General features: G+C 63.5%; 13 protein-coding genes and 4 tRNA genes. 15 read left to right on the top strand and 2 right to left on the bottom strand.

Translation table 11 applies throughout. The features are described from left to right. Positions 1–78: 78 nt before the first annotated feature. Both EBS_RS00870 and EBS_RS00875 read right to left on the bottom strand, forming a co-directional pair. Positions 79–1,038, bottom strand: a complete 960-nt coding sequence (locus EBS_RS00870) for an outer membrane lipoprotein-sorting protein (RefSeq protein WP_052199172.1) — start codon at positions 1,036–1,038, stop codon at positions 79–81. A gap of 268 nt (positions 1,039–1,306) precedes the next feature. Further along, on the bottom strand, positions 1,307–2,644 hold the full coding sequence (locus EBS_RS00875) for a UDP-glucose dehydrogenase family protein (RefSeq protein ID WP_043106869.1): 1,338 nt from the start codon (positions 2,642–2,644) through the stop codon (positions 1,307–1,309). A 144-nt stretch (positions 2,645–2,788) separates the two neighbouring features. On the opposite strand from EBS_RS00875, the gene EBS_RS00880 reads away from it, so the two are divergent. The 15 genes from EBS_RS00880 (at position 2,789) to rpsG (ending at position 17,797) form a co-directional block, all read left to right on the top strand. Continuing rightward, positions 2,789–2,873: transfer RNA gene (locus EBS_RS00880), tRNA-Tyr, on the top strand. Positions 2,874–3,009: 136 nt separating this feature from the next. After that, a tRNA-Gly gene (locus EBS_RS00885) sits at positions 3,010–3,083 on the top strand. Positions 3,084–3,121: 38 nt separating this feature from the next. Next, positions 3,122–3,197: transfer RNA gene (locus EBS_RS00890), tRNA-Thr, on the top strand. Positions 3,198–3,265: 68 nt separating this feature from the next. Continuing rightward, the gene (tuf, locus tag EBS_RS00895) at positions 3,266–4,456 is read left to right on the top strand and encodes an elongation factor Tu (RefSeq protein ID WP_043106870.1); all 1,191 of its coding nucleotides are present in this window, start codon (positions 3,266–3,268) and stop codon (positions 4,454–4,456) included. 108 nt (positions 4,457–4,564) lie between these two features. Then, positions 4,565–4,640, top strand: a tRNA-Trp gene (locus EBS_RS00900). Between the two features lie 13 nt (positions 4,641–4,653). Next, the gene (gene secE / locus EBS_RS00905) at positions 4,654–5,031 is read left to right on the top strand and encodes a preprotein translocase subunit SecE (protein ID WP_043106871.1); all 378 of its coding nucleotides are present in this window, start codon (positions 4,654–4,656) and stop codon (positions 5,029–5,031) included. 1 nt (position 5,032) lies between these two features. Beyond that, positions 5,033–5,566 carry a transcription termination/antitermination protein NusG gene (gene nusG / locus EBS_RS00910; protein ID WP_043106872.1) on the top strand — a complete coding sequence of 178 codons (534 nt, stop codon included), beginning with the start codon at positions 5,033–5,035 and terminating at the stop codon, positions 5,564–5,566. A gap of 80 nt (positions 5,567–5,646) precedes the next feature. Continuing rightward, positions 5,647–6,081: a 50S ribosomal protein L11 gene (gene rplK / locus EBS_RS00915; protein WP_043106873.1), complete on the top strand. Its 435-nt coding sequence runs from the start codon at positions 5,647–5,649 to the stop codon at positions 6,079–6,081. Beyond that, on the top strand, positions 6,081–6,779 hold the full coding sequence (gene rplA, locus EBS_RS00920) for a 50S ribosomal protein L1 (RefSeq protein WP_043106874.1): 699 nt from the start codon (positions 6,081–6,083) through the stop codon (positions 6,777–6,779). Before rplK ends, rplA begins: the two co-directional genes overlap by 1 nt. A gap of 385 nt (positions 6,780–7,164) precedes the next feature. After that, positions 7,165–7,692 (top strand): 50S ribosomal protein L10, encoded by a 528-nt coding sequence (gene rplJ, locus EBS_RS00925; protein WP_043109020.1) that lies wholly within the window; start codon positions 7,165–7,167, stop codon positions 7,690–7,692. Positions 7,693–7,747: 55 nt separating this feature from the next. Then, positions 7,748–8,122: a 50S ribosomal protein L7/L12 gene (gene rplL, locus EBS_RS00930; protein ID WP_043106875.1), complete on the top strand. Its 375-nt coding sequence runs from the start codon at positions 7,748–7,750 to the stop codon at positions 8,120–8,122. 174 nt (positions 8,123–8,296) lie between these two features. Beyond that, the gene (gene rpoB, locus EBS_RS00935; RefSeq protein WP_043106876.1) at positions 8,297–12,442 is read left to right on the top strand and encodes a DNA-directed RNA polymerase subunit beta; all 4,146 of its coding nucleotides are present in this window, start codon (positions 8,297–8,299) and stop codon (positions 12,440–12,442) included. Continuing rightward, positions 12,439–16,641, top strand: a complete 4,203-nt coding sequence (rpoC, locus tag EBS_RS00940) for a DNA-directed RNA polymerase subunit beta' (protein WP_043106877.1) — start codon at positions 12,439–12,441, stop codon at positions 16,639–16,641. The genes rpoB and rpoC overlap by 4 nt, the downstream gene beginning before the upstream one ends. 248 nt (positions 16,642–16,889) lie before the next feature. After that, positions 16,890–17,264 carry a 30S ribosomal protein S12 gene (rpsL, locus tag EBS_RS00945; protein WP_043106878.1) on the top strand — a complete coding sequence of 125 codons (375 nt, stop codon included), beginning with the start codon at positions 16,890–16,892 and terminating at the stop codon, positions 17,262–17,264. A gap of 62 nt (positions 17,265–17,326) precedes the next feature. Further along, on the top strand, positions 17,327–17,797 hold the full coding sequence (gene rpsG / locus EBS_RS00950; RefSeq protein ID WP_043106879.1) for a 30S ribosomal protein S7: 471 nt from the start codon (positions 17,327–17,329) through the stop codon (positions 17,795–17,797). Positions 17,798–17,835 lie beyond the last annotated feature (38 nt).

The following is a 17,835-nucleotide window of genomic DNA, read 5'->3' on the forward strand; positions in this document are numbered from 1 at the left end:
GTGGTTGTGTGGTGTCGTGCGTCACGAAGTTATCGGGTCGCGGGGGCGGGAGATCCGCCCCGGCAACCGCTTGTTGTCTCAGCGCTTGAGCTTGCGCAGGGTCTTCTCTGACCACCAGTCCTTCTTGTACTTGGCGTTCACCTGGTTGACCTCGGACGGGATCACGGCCCAGGTCTCGTGGCCGGTGGCCAAGGTGGTGCCGTACCAGTAGCCCCAGCCCACGGCGCGCGGGTCGTCGCCCTTGCCCAGCGGGACCCAGTCGCGGTCGATGACCTTGATCTTGTTGCCGTCCTTGAAGTATTCGGTGCGGTAGTCGGCAAAGGTCCTGGTGTCGATGTAGCTGATGCGGTAGTCGTACCACCAGTTCTTGAACTTGGTGGTGCTCTTGACCTTGTAGACTTCCTTGCCCTTGGGGGAGCAGGAGCCCTGCTTGGGCACGTTCCGGGTGTAGCGGGTCTGCTCGTTGTCGGCGATCTTCATGAAGCCCAGGCAGTCGCCGAAGGTCTCCTTGCCCAGCAGTTCGTGGGTCTCGTGGAAGGGCTTGCGCAGCACCACGTCACCGAAGGTAAAGTCGGAGCCGCCCCAGGCGTCATCGTGCGCGGGCTGGGCGAAACGGCGGATCTTGCGCAGTGCGGGCAACCAGATCATGTAGCTCTGGCTCTTGTTGTCATCGACATAGTCGGTGACCAGCATGCCGGTGCCCTTGAGTTTGCCGGAGCGGAAGATAGCCATGTCGCGGGCCTTGATGACCCCGTCGTTGTATTCGTTGTTGAGATAACGCTCCAGGCTGGTCGCTGTCGGCTTCTTGCCCTTGACCTTGTTCAACAACACCGTGATCTTGCGCCCCTTCTTGACGATGGCGTAGTTCTTGAAAGCATAGAAATGGTTGACGAAATAGGTCTGCTCGATGATCTGGTCGGCGGTCAGGTTACCGCCGCTGGGATATGGCAGATCCTTGGTGACGCTGGCATTGGCCATGGTGGTTACGGCAATGAGAGCGCAGGCAGTGGCTGCGCGGATGCGAATGGGGTGACCCATGGCGCTTCCTCTCCAGGTTTGTTGTGATACGACAGGGTGTTGCGCCGGTGGTCAGCGCGGTTGCGGGTCCGGCTTCTTGTGGCCGTTGCCGCACGCAAGGCGGAAGCCGCTCGTGCGCGATCCAAAGAATAGCGGAAGCCTGGAGGGCTCCAATAGAGGGTTTTTACCTAGTTGGGGTTATCCCGGGGATGGTATTTTTTATAGATGTAGCAAAGTGCTTTTATGACCCCGGGCCATTGTTCCTCTGGCCCGGGATGTGAGAACGGGGTCAGGTAGAAGTGATCGGACGGCGCCCAATGCTGTAGTAGGCAAGTCCTGCTGCCCGTACCGTCTCGGGCTTGTAGATGTTGCGGCCGTCGAACAGGGCGCGCGCGGCCAGCCGGTCGGCGAGTACCTCGAAGTCGGGGCTGCGAAACTCGATCCATTCGGTAACCACGGCAAGGGCGTCGGCGCCTTCCACGGCCTCGTCTGCGGTCTCGCAGATCACCAGGTCTTCACGGTCGCCGTAGATGCGCCGTGCCTCGTCGCGTGCCACCGGGTCGAAGGCGCGTACGCGGGCGCCCGCGGCCCACAGGGCCTCCATCAGGGTGCGGCTGGAGGCCTCGCGCATGTCGTCGGTGTTGGGTTTGAAGGCAAGGCCCCACACGGCGATGGTGCGCCCCGCGAGATCGCCGCCGAAGTGTTCGCTGATCTTGCGGAACAGCACCTGTTTCTGGCGCGCGTTGACGTCCTCCACTGCCTGCAGCAGCTGCGGATCGTAACCGACCGAGCGCGCGGTATTGACCAGGGCCTTGACGTCCTTGGGGAAGCAGGAGCCGCCATAGCCGCAGCCCGGGTAAATGAACTGGTAGCCGATGCGCGGGTCCGAGCCGATGCCGACGCGCACCGATTCGATGTCCGCACCCAGGATCTCCGCCAGGTTGGCCAGCTCGTTCATGAAACTGATCTTGGTTGCCAGCATGGCATTGGCGGCGTACTTGGTCAGCTCGGCGGAACGCACGTCCATAAACAGCAGGCGTTCATGGTTGCGGTTGAAGGGGCCATAGAGCGAGCGCATGGCCTCGATGGAGCGGGGGTTCTCGGTACCCACCACGATACGATCGGGTTTCATGAAGTCGTCGATGGCGGCCCCTTCCTTGAGAAATTCAGGGTTGGAGACCACATCGTACTCTATTTGTACTCCGCGCCGGGTCAATACCTCGCTGATGCGCTCCCGAACCTTGTCCGCCGTGCCAACCGGAACAGTGGACTTGTCCACGACGATCTTGAAGTCATCCATGTGCTGCGCGATGGTCTCGGCCACCGCCAGCACGTACTGCAGGTCGGCCGAGCCGTCCTCGTCGGGCGGGGTGCCCACGGCGATGAACTGGAACAGGCCGAAATCGACCCCCTTGGCTGCGTCGGTGGTGAAGTGCAGGCGCCCGGCGGCGCGATTGCGTGCCACCATCTCGTCCAGTCCCGGCTCGTAGATCGGCACTCCCCCGTTGTTGAGCAGATCGATCTTTGCCGGATCCACGTCCACACACATCACCTGGTTGCCGACCTCCGCCAGGCAAGCCCCGGTGACCAGGCCAACGTAACCACTGCCAAAGATGGCGACTTTCACTCTTGTACTCCTGTATGCTTCACACCCCTCGATGGCGCGCGCGCATGCTAGCACAGAGCGTGATACGGTTGGTGGCGAGCGAAAAATCGAGCAGCGGCTGTTGACAAGGCGCGAAGCTTCCCCGAGAATACCGCCTCTTTTTCGGGAGGGGTTCCCGAGTGGCCAAAGGGATCAGACTGTAAATCTGACGGCTCAGCCTTCGGTGGTTCGAATCCACCCCCCTCCACCAGATTGCGAGCCATCCCCGTGATTTGAGGGGGGTGGGTTCGGACCACCGAATCGGGGTGGGTGGTTCGAGCAGCGCGGGCAACGGATTGCTGCGCGCAAGGCGCGAAGGCGGCGCCGATGGGCGAATCGGTTTCAGCGCGGGTGTAGTTCAATGGTAGAACTTCAGCCTTCCAAGCTGACTATGTGGGTTCGATTCCCATCACCCGCTCCAGCTTTCAGGGCGGTCAGGCGCGCCGTCCCAGGTTTTTGGCCCAGGTAGCTCAGTCGGTAGAGCACACCCTTGGTAAGGGTGAGGTTGGCAGTTCAAATCTGCTCCTGGGCTCCATTGTTTGCCGTTAGCTGCGGGTCAGCGCGGTTGGTGTTGTTAGTCAACTTGATTTCGAGAGTAGCGAAATGTCCAAGGAAAAATTCGAACGTACAAAGCCGCACGTCAACGTCGGCACCATTGGTCACGTTGACCATGGCAAGACGACGCTGACCGCGGCGATCACCACCCACCAGGCGAAGAAATTCGGCGGTGAGGCGCGGGCGTACGACCAGATCGACAACGCCCCGGAAGAGCGCGAGCGCGGCATCACGATTGCGACGGCCCACGTGGAATACGAGTCGGACAAGCGCCACTACGCGCACGTCGACTGCCCGGGCCACGCGGACTACGTGAAGAACATGATCACCGGCGCGGCGCAGATGGACGGCGCCATCCTGGTGGTGTCCGCGGCCGACGGTCCCATGCCGCAGACGCGCGAGCACATCCTGCTGTCACGCCAGGTCGGCGTGCCGTACATCATCGTGTACATGAACAAGGCCGACATGGTCGACGACGAAGAGCTGCTGGAGCTGGTGGAGATGGAGATCCGCGAGCTGCTCGACTCCTACGACTTCCCGGGCGACGACACGCCTGTGATCATCGGCTCGGCGTTGAAGGCGCTGGAAGGTGACGACTCCGAGATCGGCACCAAGTCGATCGACAAGCTGGTCGAGGCGCTGGACACCTACATTCCGGATCCGGAGCGCGCGATCGACGGTGACTTCATCATGCCGATCGAAGACGTGTTCTCGATCTCGGGTCGCGGTACCGTGGTGACCGGTCGTGTGGAGCGCGGCAAGATCCACGTTGGCGACGAAGTCGAGATCGTGGGCCTGCGCGAGACCCAGAGCACGACCTGCACGGGCGTGGAGATGTTCCGCAAGCTGCTGGACGAAGGCGTTGCCGGCGACAACGTGGGCGTGCTGCTGCGCGGCACCAAGCGTGACGAGGTGGAGCGCGGTCAGGTGCTGGCGAAGCCGGGATCGATCAAGCCGCACACGCACTTCGAGGCCGAGGTTTACGTGCTGAGCAAGGACGAGGGTGGCCGTCACACGCCGTTCTTCAACGGTTATCGTCCGCAGTTCTACTTCCGCACCACCGACGTGACCGGGGCCTGTGAGCTGCCGGAAGGCGTGGAGATGGTGATGCCGGGCGACAACGTGAAGATGACGGTGAAGCTGATCGCGCCGATCGCGATGGAAGAGGGCCTGCGCTTCGCGATCCGCGAAGGTGGCCGCACCGTCGGCGCCGGCGTGGTTTCCAAGATCATCGAGTGATCGCCTGAGCGGAAATCCGCGGTGTGCGAGTCGGCCCTGGACGGGGCCGGCTCGTTTATGTTTACGAGCGGTCTGCTGGCGATCTTGCCGGCCGGCCGACAGAACGTTAGGCCAGTAGCTCAATTGGTAGAGCAGCGGTCTCCAAAACCGCAGGTTGGGGGTTCGAGTCCCTCCTGGCCTGCCATATTCGGCAGAGCATGAGCGCAGAAGCAAACAACGAGGGCGGTTCAGTCGCCGATACCCTGAAGCTGGTCCTGGCCATCGCCATCCTGGTGGTCGGTATCGTCGGCTTCTACCAGTTCCAGGATCAGCCTACCTGGATGCGGCTGCTGGGGCTGCTGGTGGCTGTCGGGGTGTCGGGGCTGGTCACGGTGCAGACGCGTGTTGGTCGCGAGGTCTGGCGCTTCGCCGTCGATTCGCGCACCGAGGTGCGCAAGGTCGTCTGGCCCACCCGCCAGGAGACCCTGCAGACCCTGCTGATCATCGTGATCTTCGTGTTGGTGATGGCGCTCTTCCTGTGGGCAGTCGATTCCATACTGTTCACCATCGTGCGTTACGCGACGGAGCGGGGTTGATATGGCCAAGCGCTGGTATGTGGTACACGCCTACTCGGGCTTCGAGTCGCAGGTCAAGCGTTCGCTGGAAGAGCGCATCAAGCGCGCGGGCATGGAGGACCTGTTCGGCGAGATTCTGGTGCCCACCGAAGAGGTGGTCGAGATGCGCGGCGGTACCCAGCGGCGCAGCGAGCGCAAGTTCTTCCCGGGCTACGTGCTGGTGCAGATGGAGATGACCGATGACACCTGGCACCTGGTCAAGGATGTGCCCAAGGTGATGGGTTTCATTGGTGGCACTGGCGATCGCCCCGCGCCGATTACCGACAAGGAGGCCGAGGCCATCCTGCAGCGCATGCAGGAGGGCGTGGAGAAGCCGCGTCCCAAGGTCATGTTCGAGCCGGGCGAAGTGGTGCGCGTCATCGACGGCCCCTTCAACGACTTCAATGGCGTGGTCGAAGAAGTGGACTACGACAAGAGCCGCCTGAAGGTCTCGGTGCTGATCTTCGGTCGCTCCACGCCGGTCGATCTGGAATTCGGTCAGGTCGAGAAGACCTGACGGCGGGCGCCCTCGGGCGTCGATACGAGGAGGCCGGGTGAGAACCCCGGCCGTTTGAACTCACCACGAAGAGGTGCCTCATGGCAAAGAAAATCCAGGCTTATATCAAGCTCCAGGTGCCGGCGCAGTCGGCCAACCCCAGTCCGCCGGTCGGTCCGGCTCTGGGTCAGCACGGTGTGAACATCATGGAGTTCTGCAAGGCGTTCAACGCGCAGACGCAGAACATCGAGAAGGATCTGCCGATCCCGGTGGTGATCACCGTCTACAACGACAAGTCCTTCACCTTCATCATGAAGACGCCGCCGGCGGCGGTGCTGCTGAAGAAGGCGGCCGGCATCGCCAAGGGCTCGGGTCGCCCCAATACCGAGAAGGTCGGCACGGTGACCCGCGAGCAACTCGAAGAGATTGCCAAGACCAAGGCGCCCGACCTGACCGCCGCCGACATGGACGCCGCTGTGCGTACCATCGCCGGTTCTGCGCGCAGCATGGGTCTGAATGTCGAGGGGGTTGAGTGATGGCCAGGATGAGCAAGCGCATGAAGGCGATCGCCGAGAAGGTCGATCGCAACCGTCAATACCCGGCCGAAGAGGCCTTTGCCCTGCTCAACGAGCTGGCCTCGGTGAAGTTTCCCGAGAGCATCGATGTGGCAGTGAACCTGGGCGTCGATCCGCGCAAATCCGACCAGGTGGTGCGGGGTTCGGCCATCCTGCCCGCGGGCAGCGGCAAGGATGTGCGTGTGGCGGTGTTCGCCCAGGGCCCGGCGGCCGAGGCCGCGAAGGAGGCCGGTGCCGACATCGTCGGCATGGACGATCTCGCCGAGGAGGTCAAGAAGGGCAATCTGGACTTCGACGTGGTCATCGCCGCGCCCGACGCCATGCGCGTGGTCGGCCAGCTGGGTCAGATCCTGGGTCCGCGCGGTCTGATGCCCAACCCCAAGGTGGGCACCGTGACCCCCGATGTGGCCACCGCGGTGAAGAATGCCAAGGCTGGTCAGGTGCGTTTCCGCACCGACAAGGCAGGTATCGTGCATGCCTCGATCGGCAAGGTGGGCTTCGAGCCCGCGTCGCTGATCGAGAACCTCGAGGCCCTGGTCAACGAGATCAAGAAGCTCAAGCCGGCCTCGTCCAAGGGCGTGTACCTGAAGAAGATCACCGTGTCCTCGACCATGGGGCCGGGGCTGGTGATCGACCAGAGCTCGCTCAAGATCAGCTGATTTCGGGCCTTCGGGCCCAAGAGAACTTTGGAGCAGCCGCGCCTGGCGCGGTCGCTGTCAAAGACCGCAGGTGCTTCCAGGGAGGCTCCGATTGCATCCGTATCGTGCCGATTGCTGTGGCAAATCGTGCGATACAAGGCGGGAATCGCGCGTAATGGTCAGCTGTTGCGAAGATTCCCGGCGCCGTAGCGCGTGATCTCACGCGCCAAGGTGCCGATCCGCGATGTGATCAGAGAGTCCTTGTTGGCTTAATTTCCTGCGTAGATGGCGCTCCGTAATCGGACATGGCTTCCGGTGACGGCGCACCACCCCATGCGGGGCCGGATGGGCCGGCTTCGTGACGTTCAACGGGACGCAAGTCCCAAGTAGTCGGGAGGTGACGACCTTGGCACTCAATCTCGAGCAAAAGAAAGCCATCGTCGCCGAAGTTGCTGAGGTGGCAGGCAGTGCCTTTTCCGCCGTGGCGGCCGAGTACCGTGGCCTGACGGTCGAAGAAATGACCCAGTTGCGCAAGGAAGCCCGCAACAACGGCGTCTATCTTCGGGTGATCAAGAACACGCTGGCTCGCCGCGCGCTGGAAGGTACTGAATTCGAATGTCTGTCCGACGGGCTGACCGGTCCGCTGGTGCTGGCATTCTCCCAGGAAGATCCTGGTGCCGCCGGACGTGTGATCAAGGACTTCGCCAAGGAGCACGAGAACCTGAAGGTGACCATGCTGGCCATCGGTGGCCAGCGTCTGGATGCCTCGCAGCTCGACGTGCTGGCGAAGATGCCGACCTACGATCAGGCGATCTCCATGCTGATGTCGGTGATGAAGGCACCGATCACCAAGCTGGCGCAGACCCTGAACGAGGTGCCGGGCAAGCTGGTTCGCACCGTTGCAGCAATTCGCGACGCCAAGGATGCCGCCTGAGCGGGCGTGCATTCGCCAACCCTATTCGAGTACAGACTGTTAACTGGAGAGTAAGATGTCCAAAGACGAAATCCTGGAAGCCATTGCCAACATGTCCGTGATGGAAGTGGTCGAGCTGATCGAGGCAATGGAAGAGAAGTTCGGCGTGACCGCCGCTGCCGCCGTTGCCGTGGCCGCTCCGGGCGCTGGTGGCGACGCCGGTGGCGCCGCTGAGGAGAAGACCGAATTCGACGTGGTGCTGACCGGCTTCGGCGACAACAAGGTTGCCGTCATCAAGGCCGTTCGTGCCCTCACCGGCCTGGGCCTGAAGGAGGCCAAGGAAGCGGTGGAAGGTGCACCGTCCACGCTGAAGGAAGGTGTTTCCAAGGAAGAGGCCGAAGAGGCCAAGAAGGCCCTGGAAGAGGCGGGTGCTACTGTCGAAGTCAAGTAAGACTTGGTCGTAGCAGACGTCAAGCGGGATCAGGCTGGTGGCCCCGGGGCCGCCGGCCTGATCCCGCTTGTTCGTTGTTGTCGAGCGGGCGCGCAAGGTCCCGCTCTTCGTCCCCAACCCGTGTTGTTGCGGGGGCCGGGCACGTTACAGCGTTAGAGATGAGGGAAGGCAAGCATGGCCTATTCGTTCACTGAGAAGAAGCGTATCCGCAAAGACTTCGGCAAGCGACCGAGCATTCTGGAGGTGCCGTTCCTGCTGGCGACCCAGATCGACTCCTACCGTCACTTCCTGCAGGCCGATGTCGCGCCCGACGAGCGCGCCGACCAGGGTCTGCATGCGGCGTTCAAGTCTGTCTTCCCGATCGTGAGTTATTCCGGTAACGCCGCGCTCGAATATGTGCACTACCGCCTGGGCGAGCCGGTGTTCGACGTGCGCGAGTGCCAGCTGCGCGGTGCCACCTATGCGGCGCCGCTGCGCGTGCTCGTGCGCCTGGTGATCTATGACAAGGACGCCCCGGCCGGCGCTCGGCAGGTCAAGGACATCAAGGAGCAGGAAATCTACATGGGCGAACTGCCGCTCATGACCGAGAACGGCACCTTCATCATCAACGGTACCGAACGGGTCATCGTCTCCCAGCTCCACCGTTCGCCGGGTGTCTTCTTCGATCATGACAAGGGCAAGACCCATTCCTCGGGCAAACTGCTGTTCTCCGCGCGGGTGATCCCCTACCGTGGTTCCTGGCTCGACTTCGAGTTCGATCCGAAGGACCTGGTGTACGTCCGCATCGACCGTCGCCGCAAGCTGCCGGCGACCATCCTGCTGCGCGCGCTCGGTTATGACACCGAGGAGATCCTGGACGTCTTCTTCGAGACCGATCACTTCACTCTGGGCGCCAAGAAGATCCAGCTTGATCTGGTGCCCGCGCGCCTGCGTGGCGAACTGGCCACCTTCGATATCAAGGCCAAGAAGGAAGTCGTGGTCGAGACCGGCAAGCGCATCACCGCGCGCCACATCAAGCAGCTCGAGAAGGCCGGGATCAAGAAACTCGAAGTGCCGCGCGAGTACCTGGTGGGCAAGACCCTGGCGCACAACGTGGTCGACACCGAGACCGGCGAGCTGATCGCTGCGGCCAACGACGAGATCACCGAGGAGCTGATCGAGACCCTGATCGAGAAGGGGGTGAAGGAGATCAACACTCTGTTCACCAACGACCTGGATCACGGTTCCTTCATCTCGGAGACCCTGCGCATCGACCCCACCAGCAACGCACTGGAGGCCATGGTCGAGATCTACCGCATGATGCGTCCGGGCGAGCCGCCGACCAAGGAGGCCGCGCAGAACCTGTTCCACAACCTGTTCTTCACCTCCGAGCGCTACGACCTCTCGGCGGTCGGCCGCATGAAGTTCAATCGTCGCCTGGGGCGCGAGAACCCCGAAGGTCCCGGCGTGCTGTACGACGCCAAGTATTTCGGCGCGCGTGACGACGAGGAATCGAAAGCGCTGATCGAGCAGTGCGGCGAGATGTCCGACATCCTCGACGTGCTCAAGACTCTGGTGGATATCCGCAATGGCAACGGCACCGTGGACGACATCGACCACCTGGGCAACCGCCGCGTGCGCTGCGTCGGCGAGATGGCGGAGAACCAGTTCCGCATCGGCCTGGTGCGCGTGGAGCGTGCGGTCAAGGAGCGCCTGAGCCTGGCCGAGTCCGAGGGCCTGATGCCGCAGGAGATGATCAACGCCAAGCCGGTCTCTGCGGCGATCAAGGAGTTCTTCGGCTCCAGCCAGCTCTCACAGTTCATGGATCAGAACAACCCGCTGTCCGAAGTGACCCACAAGCGCCGCGTTTCGGCACTGGGACCGGGTGGCCTGGCGCGCGAGCGTGCCGGCTTCGAGGTGCGCGACGTGCACCCCACCCACTATGGCCGGGTGTGTCCCATCGAGACGCCGGAAGGTCCGAACATCGGCCTGATCAACTCGCTGGCCGTATATGCACGCACCAACCGCTATGGCTTCCTCGAGACGCCCTATCGCAAGGTCGAGAACGGCCGGGTGACCGATCAGGTGGATTATCTGTCGGCCATCGAGGAAGGGCGCTTCGTGATCGCCCAGGCCAACGCCAACCTGGACGAGAACGGCAAGCTCACCGACGAGCTGGTCTCCTGCCGTCACCAGAACGAGTTTACCCTGGCTCGTCCCGAGGACATCGACTACATGGATGTCTCGCCCAAGCAGATCGTCTCGGTGGCGGCCTCGATCATTCCGTTCCTCGAGCACGATGACGCCAACCGCGCATTGATGGGCGCCAACATGCAGCGCCAGGCCGTGCCCACCTTGCGTGCCGAGAAGCCGCTGGTCGGTACCGGCATGGAGCGTACCGTGGCGGTGGATTCCGGCGTGACCGTGGTGGCGCGGCGCGGCGGTGTCATCGAATCGGTGGATGCCGCGCGTATCGTGGTGCGTGTCAACGACGACGAGACCGTGCCGGGCGAGCCGGGCGTGGACATCTACAACCTCACCAAGTACACCCGTTCCAACCAGAACACCTGCATCAACCAGCGTCCGCTGGTGATGGTGGGCGACAAGGTCGAGCGTGGTGATGTGATGGCCGATGGTCCGTCCACCGACATGGGCGAGCTGGCGCTGGGCCAGAACCTCCGCGTGGCCTTCATGCCCTGGAACGGCTACAACTTCGAGGACTCCATCCTGATCTCCGAGCAGGTGGTGAAGGAAGACCGCTTCACCACTATCCACATCGAGGAGATCACCTGCATGGCCCGCGACACCAAGCTGGGCCCCGAGGAGATCACCGCCGACATCCCCAACGTGGGCGAGGCCGCGCTGGCCAAGCTCGACGAGTCGGGCATCGTGTACGTGGGCGCCGAGGTCAAGGAAGGCGACATCCTGGTCGGCAAGGTCACGCCCAAGGGCGAGACCCAGCTCACCCCGGAAGAAAAGCTGTTGCGCGCCATCTTCGGCGAGAAGGCCTCCGACGTGCGCGACACCTCCACCCGGGTGTCGTCCAGCACCGCCGGTACCGTGATCGACGTGCGCGTATTCACCCGCGACGGCGTGGAGAAGGACGCGCGTGCCCTGCAGATCGAGGAAGAAGAACTCCGGCGCGTGCGCAAGGACCTCGACGACCAGCTGCGCATCATGGAAGAGGACACCTTCGCGCGGGTCGAAAAGATGCTGCTGGGCAAGGTCGCCGAGGGTGGCCCCAACAAGCTCAAGGCCGGTGCCAAGATCACCAAGGCCTACCTGGCCGACCTGGAGCGCGACCAGTGGTTGCAGATCCGTCTGCGCAACGAGGAGGCCGCGGCCCAGCTCGAGGCCATCGCCAAGCAGGTCGAGACCATGCGCGAGGAGTTCCGCAAGCGCTACGAAGAGAAGAAGCGCAAGCTCACCGCCGGCGACGACCTGGCGCCTGGCGTGCTCAAGATGGTCAAGGTCTACGTGGCGGTCAAGCGCCGCATTCAGCCCGGCGACAAGATGGCTGGCCGTCACGGCAACAAGGGCGTGATCTCGCGCATCGTCCCCGTCGAAGACATGCCCTTCGACGAGGATGGTCGCCCGGTGGATATCGTGCTCAACCCGCTGGGCGTGCCCTCGCGGATGAACATCGGTCAGATCCTCGAGACCCACCTGGGCTTTGCCGCCAAGGGTCTGGGTGAGCGCATCGGCGAGATGCTCGACCGCCAGGCCAAGGTCTCCGAACTGCGCAAGTTCCTCGAGAAGATCTACAACACCAGCGGCAAGAAGGAAGACCTCGACAGCCTCAACGATGAGGAGCTGGTCGAGATGGCCGAGAATCTGCGTGGCGGCGTGCCCATGGCCACGCCGGTCTTCGACGGCGCGCACGAGGACGAGATCCGCAGCATGCTGGAGCTGGCCGGGTTGCCCACCAGTGGCCAGGTGCAGCTCTACGACGGCCGAACCGGCGAGCCCTTCGAGCGCCTGGTCACCGTCGGTTACATGTACATGATCAAGCTCAACCACCTGGTTGACGACAAGATGCACGCGCGCTCCACCGGTCCCTACAGCCTGGTCACCCAGCAACCGCTGGGCGGCAAGGCCCAGTTCGGTGGCCAGCGCTTCGGCGAGATGGAAGTGTGGGCGCTCGAGGCCTATGGTGCGGCCTACACCCTGCAGGAGATGCTGACGGTCAAGTCCGACGACGTGAATGGCCGTACCCGCATGTACAAGAACATCGTGGACGGTGACCACCGCATGGAGCCGGGCATGCCCGAGTCCTTCAACGTGCTGGTCAAGGAGATCCGGTCCCTGGGTATCAATATCGAACTGGAGCAGGATTCATGAAAGATCTGCTGAAGATTCTCAAGCAACAGGGTCAGAACGAGGAGTTCGATGCCATTCGCATCGGCCTGGCCTCCCCCGAGATGATCCGCTCCTGGTCCTACGGCGAGGTCAAGAAGCCGGAGACCATCAACTACCGCACCTTCAAGCCGGAGCGCGAAGGCCTGTTCTGCGCCAAGATCTTCGGCCCGGTGAGCGACTACGAGTGCCTGTGCGGCAAGTACAAGCGTCTCAAGCACCGCGGTGTGGTGTGTGAAAAGTGCGGCGTCGAGGTCACGCTGGCCAAGGTGCGCCGCGAGCGCATGGGGCACATCGACCTGGCCAGCCCGGTGGCGCACATCTGGTTCCTCAAGTCGCTGCCCTCGCGCATCGGTCTGCTGCTGGACATGACCCTGCGCGACATCGAGCGCGTGCTCTACTTCGAGAGTTACGTGGTGGTCGATCCGGGCATGACCGCGCTCGAGCGCTTCCAGCTGCTCACCGACGAGCAGTACCTGGAGGCGGTCGAGGAGAACGGTGACGAGTTTGACGCGCGCATGGGTGCCGAGGCGGTCTACGAACTGCTGCGCACCCTCGACATTCCGCGCGAGATCGCCAAGCTGCGCGAGGAGATGGAGCAGACCAAGTCCGAGACCAAGATCAAGAAGATCTCCAAGCGTCTCAAGCTGCTCGAATCGCTCGAACAGTCGGGCAACCGTCCCGAGTGGATGATTCTCACCGTGCTGCCGGTGCTGCCGCCCGAGCTGCGTCCGTTGGTGCCGCTCGATGGCGGTCGCTTTGCCACCTCGGATCTCAACGATCTGTACCGCCGGGTGATCAACCGCAACAATCGTCTCAAGCGCCTGCTCGATCTGGCCGCGCCCGACATCATCGTGCGCAACGAGAAGCGCATGCTGCAGGAGGCGGTGGACGCGCTGCTCGACAACGGTCGCCGCGGCCGCGCCATTACCGGCACCAACAAGCGCCCGCTCAAGTCGCTGGCCGACATGATCAAGGGCAAGCAGGGGCGTTTCCGCCAGAACCTGCTGGGCAAGCGGGTGGACTACTCCGGCCGTTCGGTCATCGTGGTCGGTCCGACCCTCAAGCTGCACCAGTGCGGCCTGCCCAAGAAGATGGCGCTCGAGTTGTTCAAGCCGTTCATCTTCTCCAAGCTCCAGTTCCGTGGCCTGGCGACCACCATCAAGGCCGCCAAGAAGCTGGTCGATCGGGGTGCGCCCGAGGTGTGGGACATCCTCGAAGAGGTGATCCGCGAGCACCCGGTGCTGCTCAACCGCGCCCCCACCCTGCACCGTCTGGGCATCCAGGCTTTCGAGCCGGTGCTGATCGAGGGCAAGGCCATCCAGCTGCACCCGCTGGTCTGTGCCGCCTTCAACGCCGACTTCGACGGTGACCAGATGGCGGTCCACGTGCCGCTGTCGATCGAGGCGCAGCTCGAGGCGCGCACCCTGATGATGTCCTCGAACAACGTGCTTTCGCCGGCCAACGGCGAGCCGGTCATCGTGCCCACCCAGGACGTGGTGCTGGGTCTCTATTACATGACCCGCGAGCGCATCAACGCCAAGGGCGAGGGCATGTTGCTGGCTGGCGTGGACGAGGCCAAGCGCGCCTACGAGACCGGCGCGGCCGATCTGCACGCGCGCGTCAAGGTGCGTCTGACCGAGGTGCAGATCGACGAGGACGGCAACCAGACCGAGATCACCAAGGTGCGCGACACCACCGTGGGTCGTGCCATCCTCTGGGGCATCGTGCCGCGCGGCCTGTCCTTCGAGCTGATCGATCAGCCGATGAAGAAGAAGGCCATCTCGCGCCTGGTCAATGCCTGCTATCGCCAGCTCGGCCTGAAGGCCACCGTGGTCTTCGCCGACCAGCTCATGTATCTGGGCTTTGCCCAGGCGGCCAAGGCGGGTGCTTCCATCGGTCTGGACGATATGGTCATTCCTGACGAAAAGGCCGAGATCCTCGCCGAGGCCGAGGCCGAGGTGAAGGAGATCCAGGATCAGTACGCCTCGGGCCTGGTGACCAACGGCGAGCGTTACAACAAGGTGGTGGACATCTGGTCGCACACCAACGACCAGATCGCCCGTGCCATGATGAACAAGCTCGGCAAGGAAAAGGTTGTCGACAAGGAGGGCAACGAAGTCGAGCAGGACTCGTTCAATTCCATCTTCATGATGGCCGACTCCGGTGCGCGGGGTTCTGCGGCGCAGATTCGTCAGCTCGCCGGCATGCGTGGCCTGATGGCCAAGCCCGACGGTTCCATCATCGAGACGCCGATCACCGCCAACTTCCGCGAGGGCCTGAACGTACTTCAGTACTTCATTTCCACCCACGGTGCGCGCAAGGGTCTGGCCGATACCGCGCTGAAGACCGCCAACTCGGGTTATCTCACCCGGCGCCTGGTGGATGTGGCGCAGGACCTGGTGATCACCGAGGACGACTGCGGCACCACCAACGGTCTGCGCATGGTGCCCATCATCGAAGGGGGTGACGTGGTCGAGCCGCTGCGCGAGCGCATCCTGGGTCGGGTGGCCGCGGTGGACATTCTGCGTCCGGGCAGCGACGAGGTGCTGGTCGAGGCCGGCACCCTGCTCGACGAGAAGCTGGTGGATGTGCTCGAGCAAGCCGGCGTGGACCAGGTCTGGGTGCGCTCGGCGATCACCTGCGAGACCCGCCAGGGCATCTGCTCCAAGTGCTACGGACGCGATCTTGCGCGCGGTAACCGCGTCAACATCGGCGAGGCCGTGGGTGTGATCGCGGCCCAGTCGATCGGCGAGCCGGGTACCCAGCTCACCATGCGTACCTTCCACATCGGGGGTGCTGCCTCGCGGGCCGCGGCGGTCAACAGCATCGAGCCCAAGAACGCGGGCACGATCAAGCTGCACAACATCAAGACCATCGAGAACGCGGCCGGCAAGCTGGTGGCGGTCTCGCGATCCGGTGAGGTGGTCGTCGTCGACGAGATCGGCCGCGAGCGCGAGCGTTACAAGCTGCCCTATGGCGCCGAGTTGCAGGTGCGCGAGGGCGAAAAGGTCGAGGGTGGCCAGACCGTGGCTACCTGGGACCCGCACACCCACCCCATCATTACCGAGATGGCGGGCATCCTGCGCTTCGTCGACTTCATCGATGGCGTCACCGTGCAGAAGCAGACCGACGAGGTCACCGGTCTGTCCTCGGTGGTGGTCATCGATCCCAAGCAGCGGCCGAGCGCCGGTAAGGACCTGCGGCCGATGGTCAAGCTGGTCGATGAGAAGGGCAACGACATCAACCTGGCCGGCACCAGCCTGCCCGCGCACTATTTCCTGCCGGGTGGTGCCATCGTCAACGTTGCCGACGGCACCCAGGTGAAGATCGGTGATGTCATCGCACGGATTCCGCAGGAATCCTCCAAGACCCGCGACATCACCGGCGGTCTGCCGCGCGTGGCCGACCTGTTCGAGGCGCGCAAGCCCAAGGAGCCGGCGATCCTCGCCGAGGCCACCGGCACCGTGTCCTTCGGCAAGGAGACCAAGGGCAAGCAGCGGCTGGTGATCACCGACGCCGAGGGCGAGACCCACGAGCTGCTGATTCCCAAGTGGCGGCACGTCAACGTGTTCGAGGGCGAACACGTGGAGAAGGGCGAGGTGATCGCCGATGGCGAACTCAACCCGCACGACATCCTGCGCCTGCGCGGGGTGACCGACCTGGCCGAGTACCTGGTCAAGGAGATCCAGGACGTCTACCGTCTGCAGGGCGTGGGCATCAACGACAAGCACATCGAGGTGATCATTCGCCAGATGCTGCGCAAGGTCGAGGTCACCGACCCGGGCGAGACCAAACTGCTGCGCGGCGAGCAGGCCGAGAAGGCCCGCGTGCTCGAGGCCAACGAGGAGGCCGAGAACCGGCACCCGGCGAAATGGGAGCCGCTGCTGCTCGGCATCACCAAGGCCTCGCTGGCGACCGAGTCTTTCATCTCGGCGGCCTCCTTCCAGGAGACCACCCGGGTGCTCACCGAGGCGGCGGTGCGCGGCATGCGCGACCCGCTCAACGGCCTGAAGGAAAACGTCATCGTCGGTCGCCTGATCCCGGCCGGCACCGGTCTGGCGCACCACAAGGAACGCAGGGCGCGCCGAGCCGCCGAACGGGCCGGTGGCCGGGTCGAGATGGCCGCGGACGAGCTCGAACAGGCTATCAAGGAGGCGCTCAACACCTCCGACGACGAGTGACAGGCAAAAAACTGCGCGATCCCTGTTGACAGGGGTCGCGCAGATGCCTAGAATTCGCGGTCTTCCAAACGGGCAGGCCCTTGGGTCGGCCTGTTTTTCTGCGGCAAAACAGTCGTTCGAAGACAGCTTTGGATTCGGGTAGTCGAACCGGTCGGCCTGGGGTTGCCCAGGGCAGCCGGCAGGGGCGGCTACCCCCAATTTATTGTGGTGGCGGGCGCCGAGGTGGTGCCCCTAGGCGGAAGAACCAAATGGCAACGATCAACCAACTTGTACGCAAGCCGCGCAAGCGCAAGCCCGAGAAGAGCAACGTGCCGGCGCTGGAGGCCTGCCCGCAGAAGCGTGGCGTCTGCACTCGCGTGTATACCACCACGCCGAAGAAGCCGAACTCGGCGCTGCGGAAAGTGGCGCGTGTGCGCCTGACCAACGGTTACGAGGTGACCAGCTACATCGGTGGCGAGGGTCACAACCTGCAGGAGCACGGCGTGGTGCTGATTCGTGGCGGCCGGGTCAAGGACCTGCCGGGTGTGCGTTATCACGTGGTGCGCGGTGCGCTGGACACCTCGGGCGTCGAAAAGCGTCGCCAGGGTCGTTCCAAGTACGGTGCCAAGCGGCCCAAGTCCTGATCGCACTGATCGAAACATCAGAGTATCTCCGGCGACATGCCGAGTAACGAGAGAAGAGAGCAATGCCAAGAAGACGGGTAGTAGCGAAGCGCGAGGTCCTGCCGGATCCCAAGTTCGGCAGCCAGGTGCTGGCCAAGTTCATCAACATGGTGATGGTCGACGGCAAGAAGTCGGTCGCCGAGCGCATCATGTACGGTGCGTTGGACATGGTGGCCGAGAAGCGCGATGGCGATCCCATGGAGTTGCTGGAGCAGGCGCTGGACAATGTGCGCCCCATGGTCGAGGTGAAGTCCCGTCGTGTCGGCGGCGCCACCTACCAGGTGCCCGTCGAGGTGCGGCCCGTGCGCCGCAATGCGCTGGCCATGCGCTGGCTGATCGAGGCGGCGCGCAAGCGCAGCGAGAAGTCCATGGCGGCGCGCCTGGCTGGTGAGCTGATGGATGCCGCCGACCAGAAGGGCGCGGCCGTCAAGAAGAAGGAAGACACGCACCGCATGGCGGAAGCCAACAAGGCCTTCTCCCACTACCGCTGGTGATTCCGGGTGCCCCAGGGGCGCCGTGACAAGACGACAAG

Source organism: endosymbiont of unidentified scaly snail isolate Monju, from assembly GCF_000801295.1.
GTDB lineage: Bacteria > Pseudomonadota > Gammaproteobacteria > Chromatiales > Chromatiaceae > MONJU.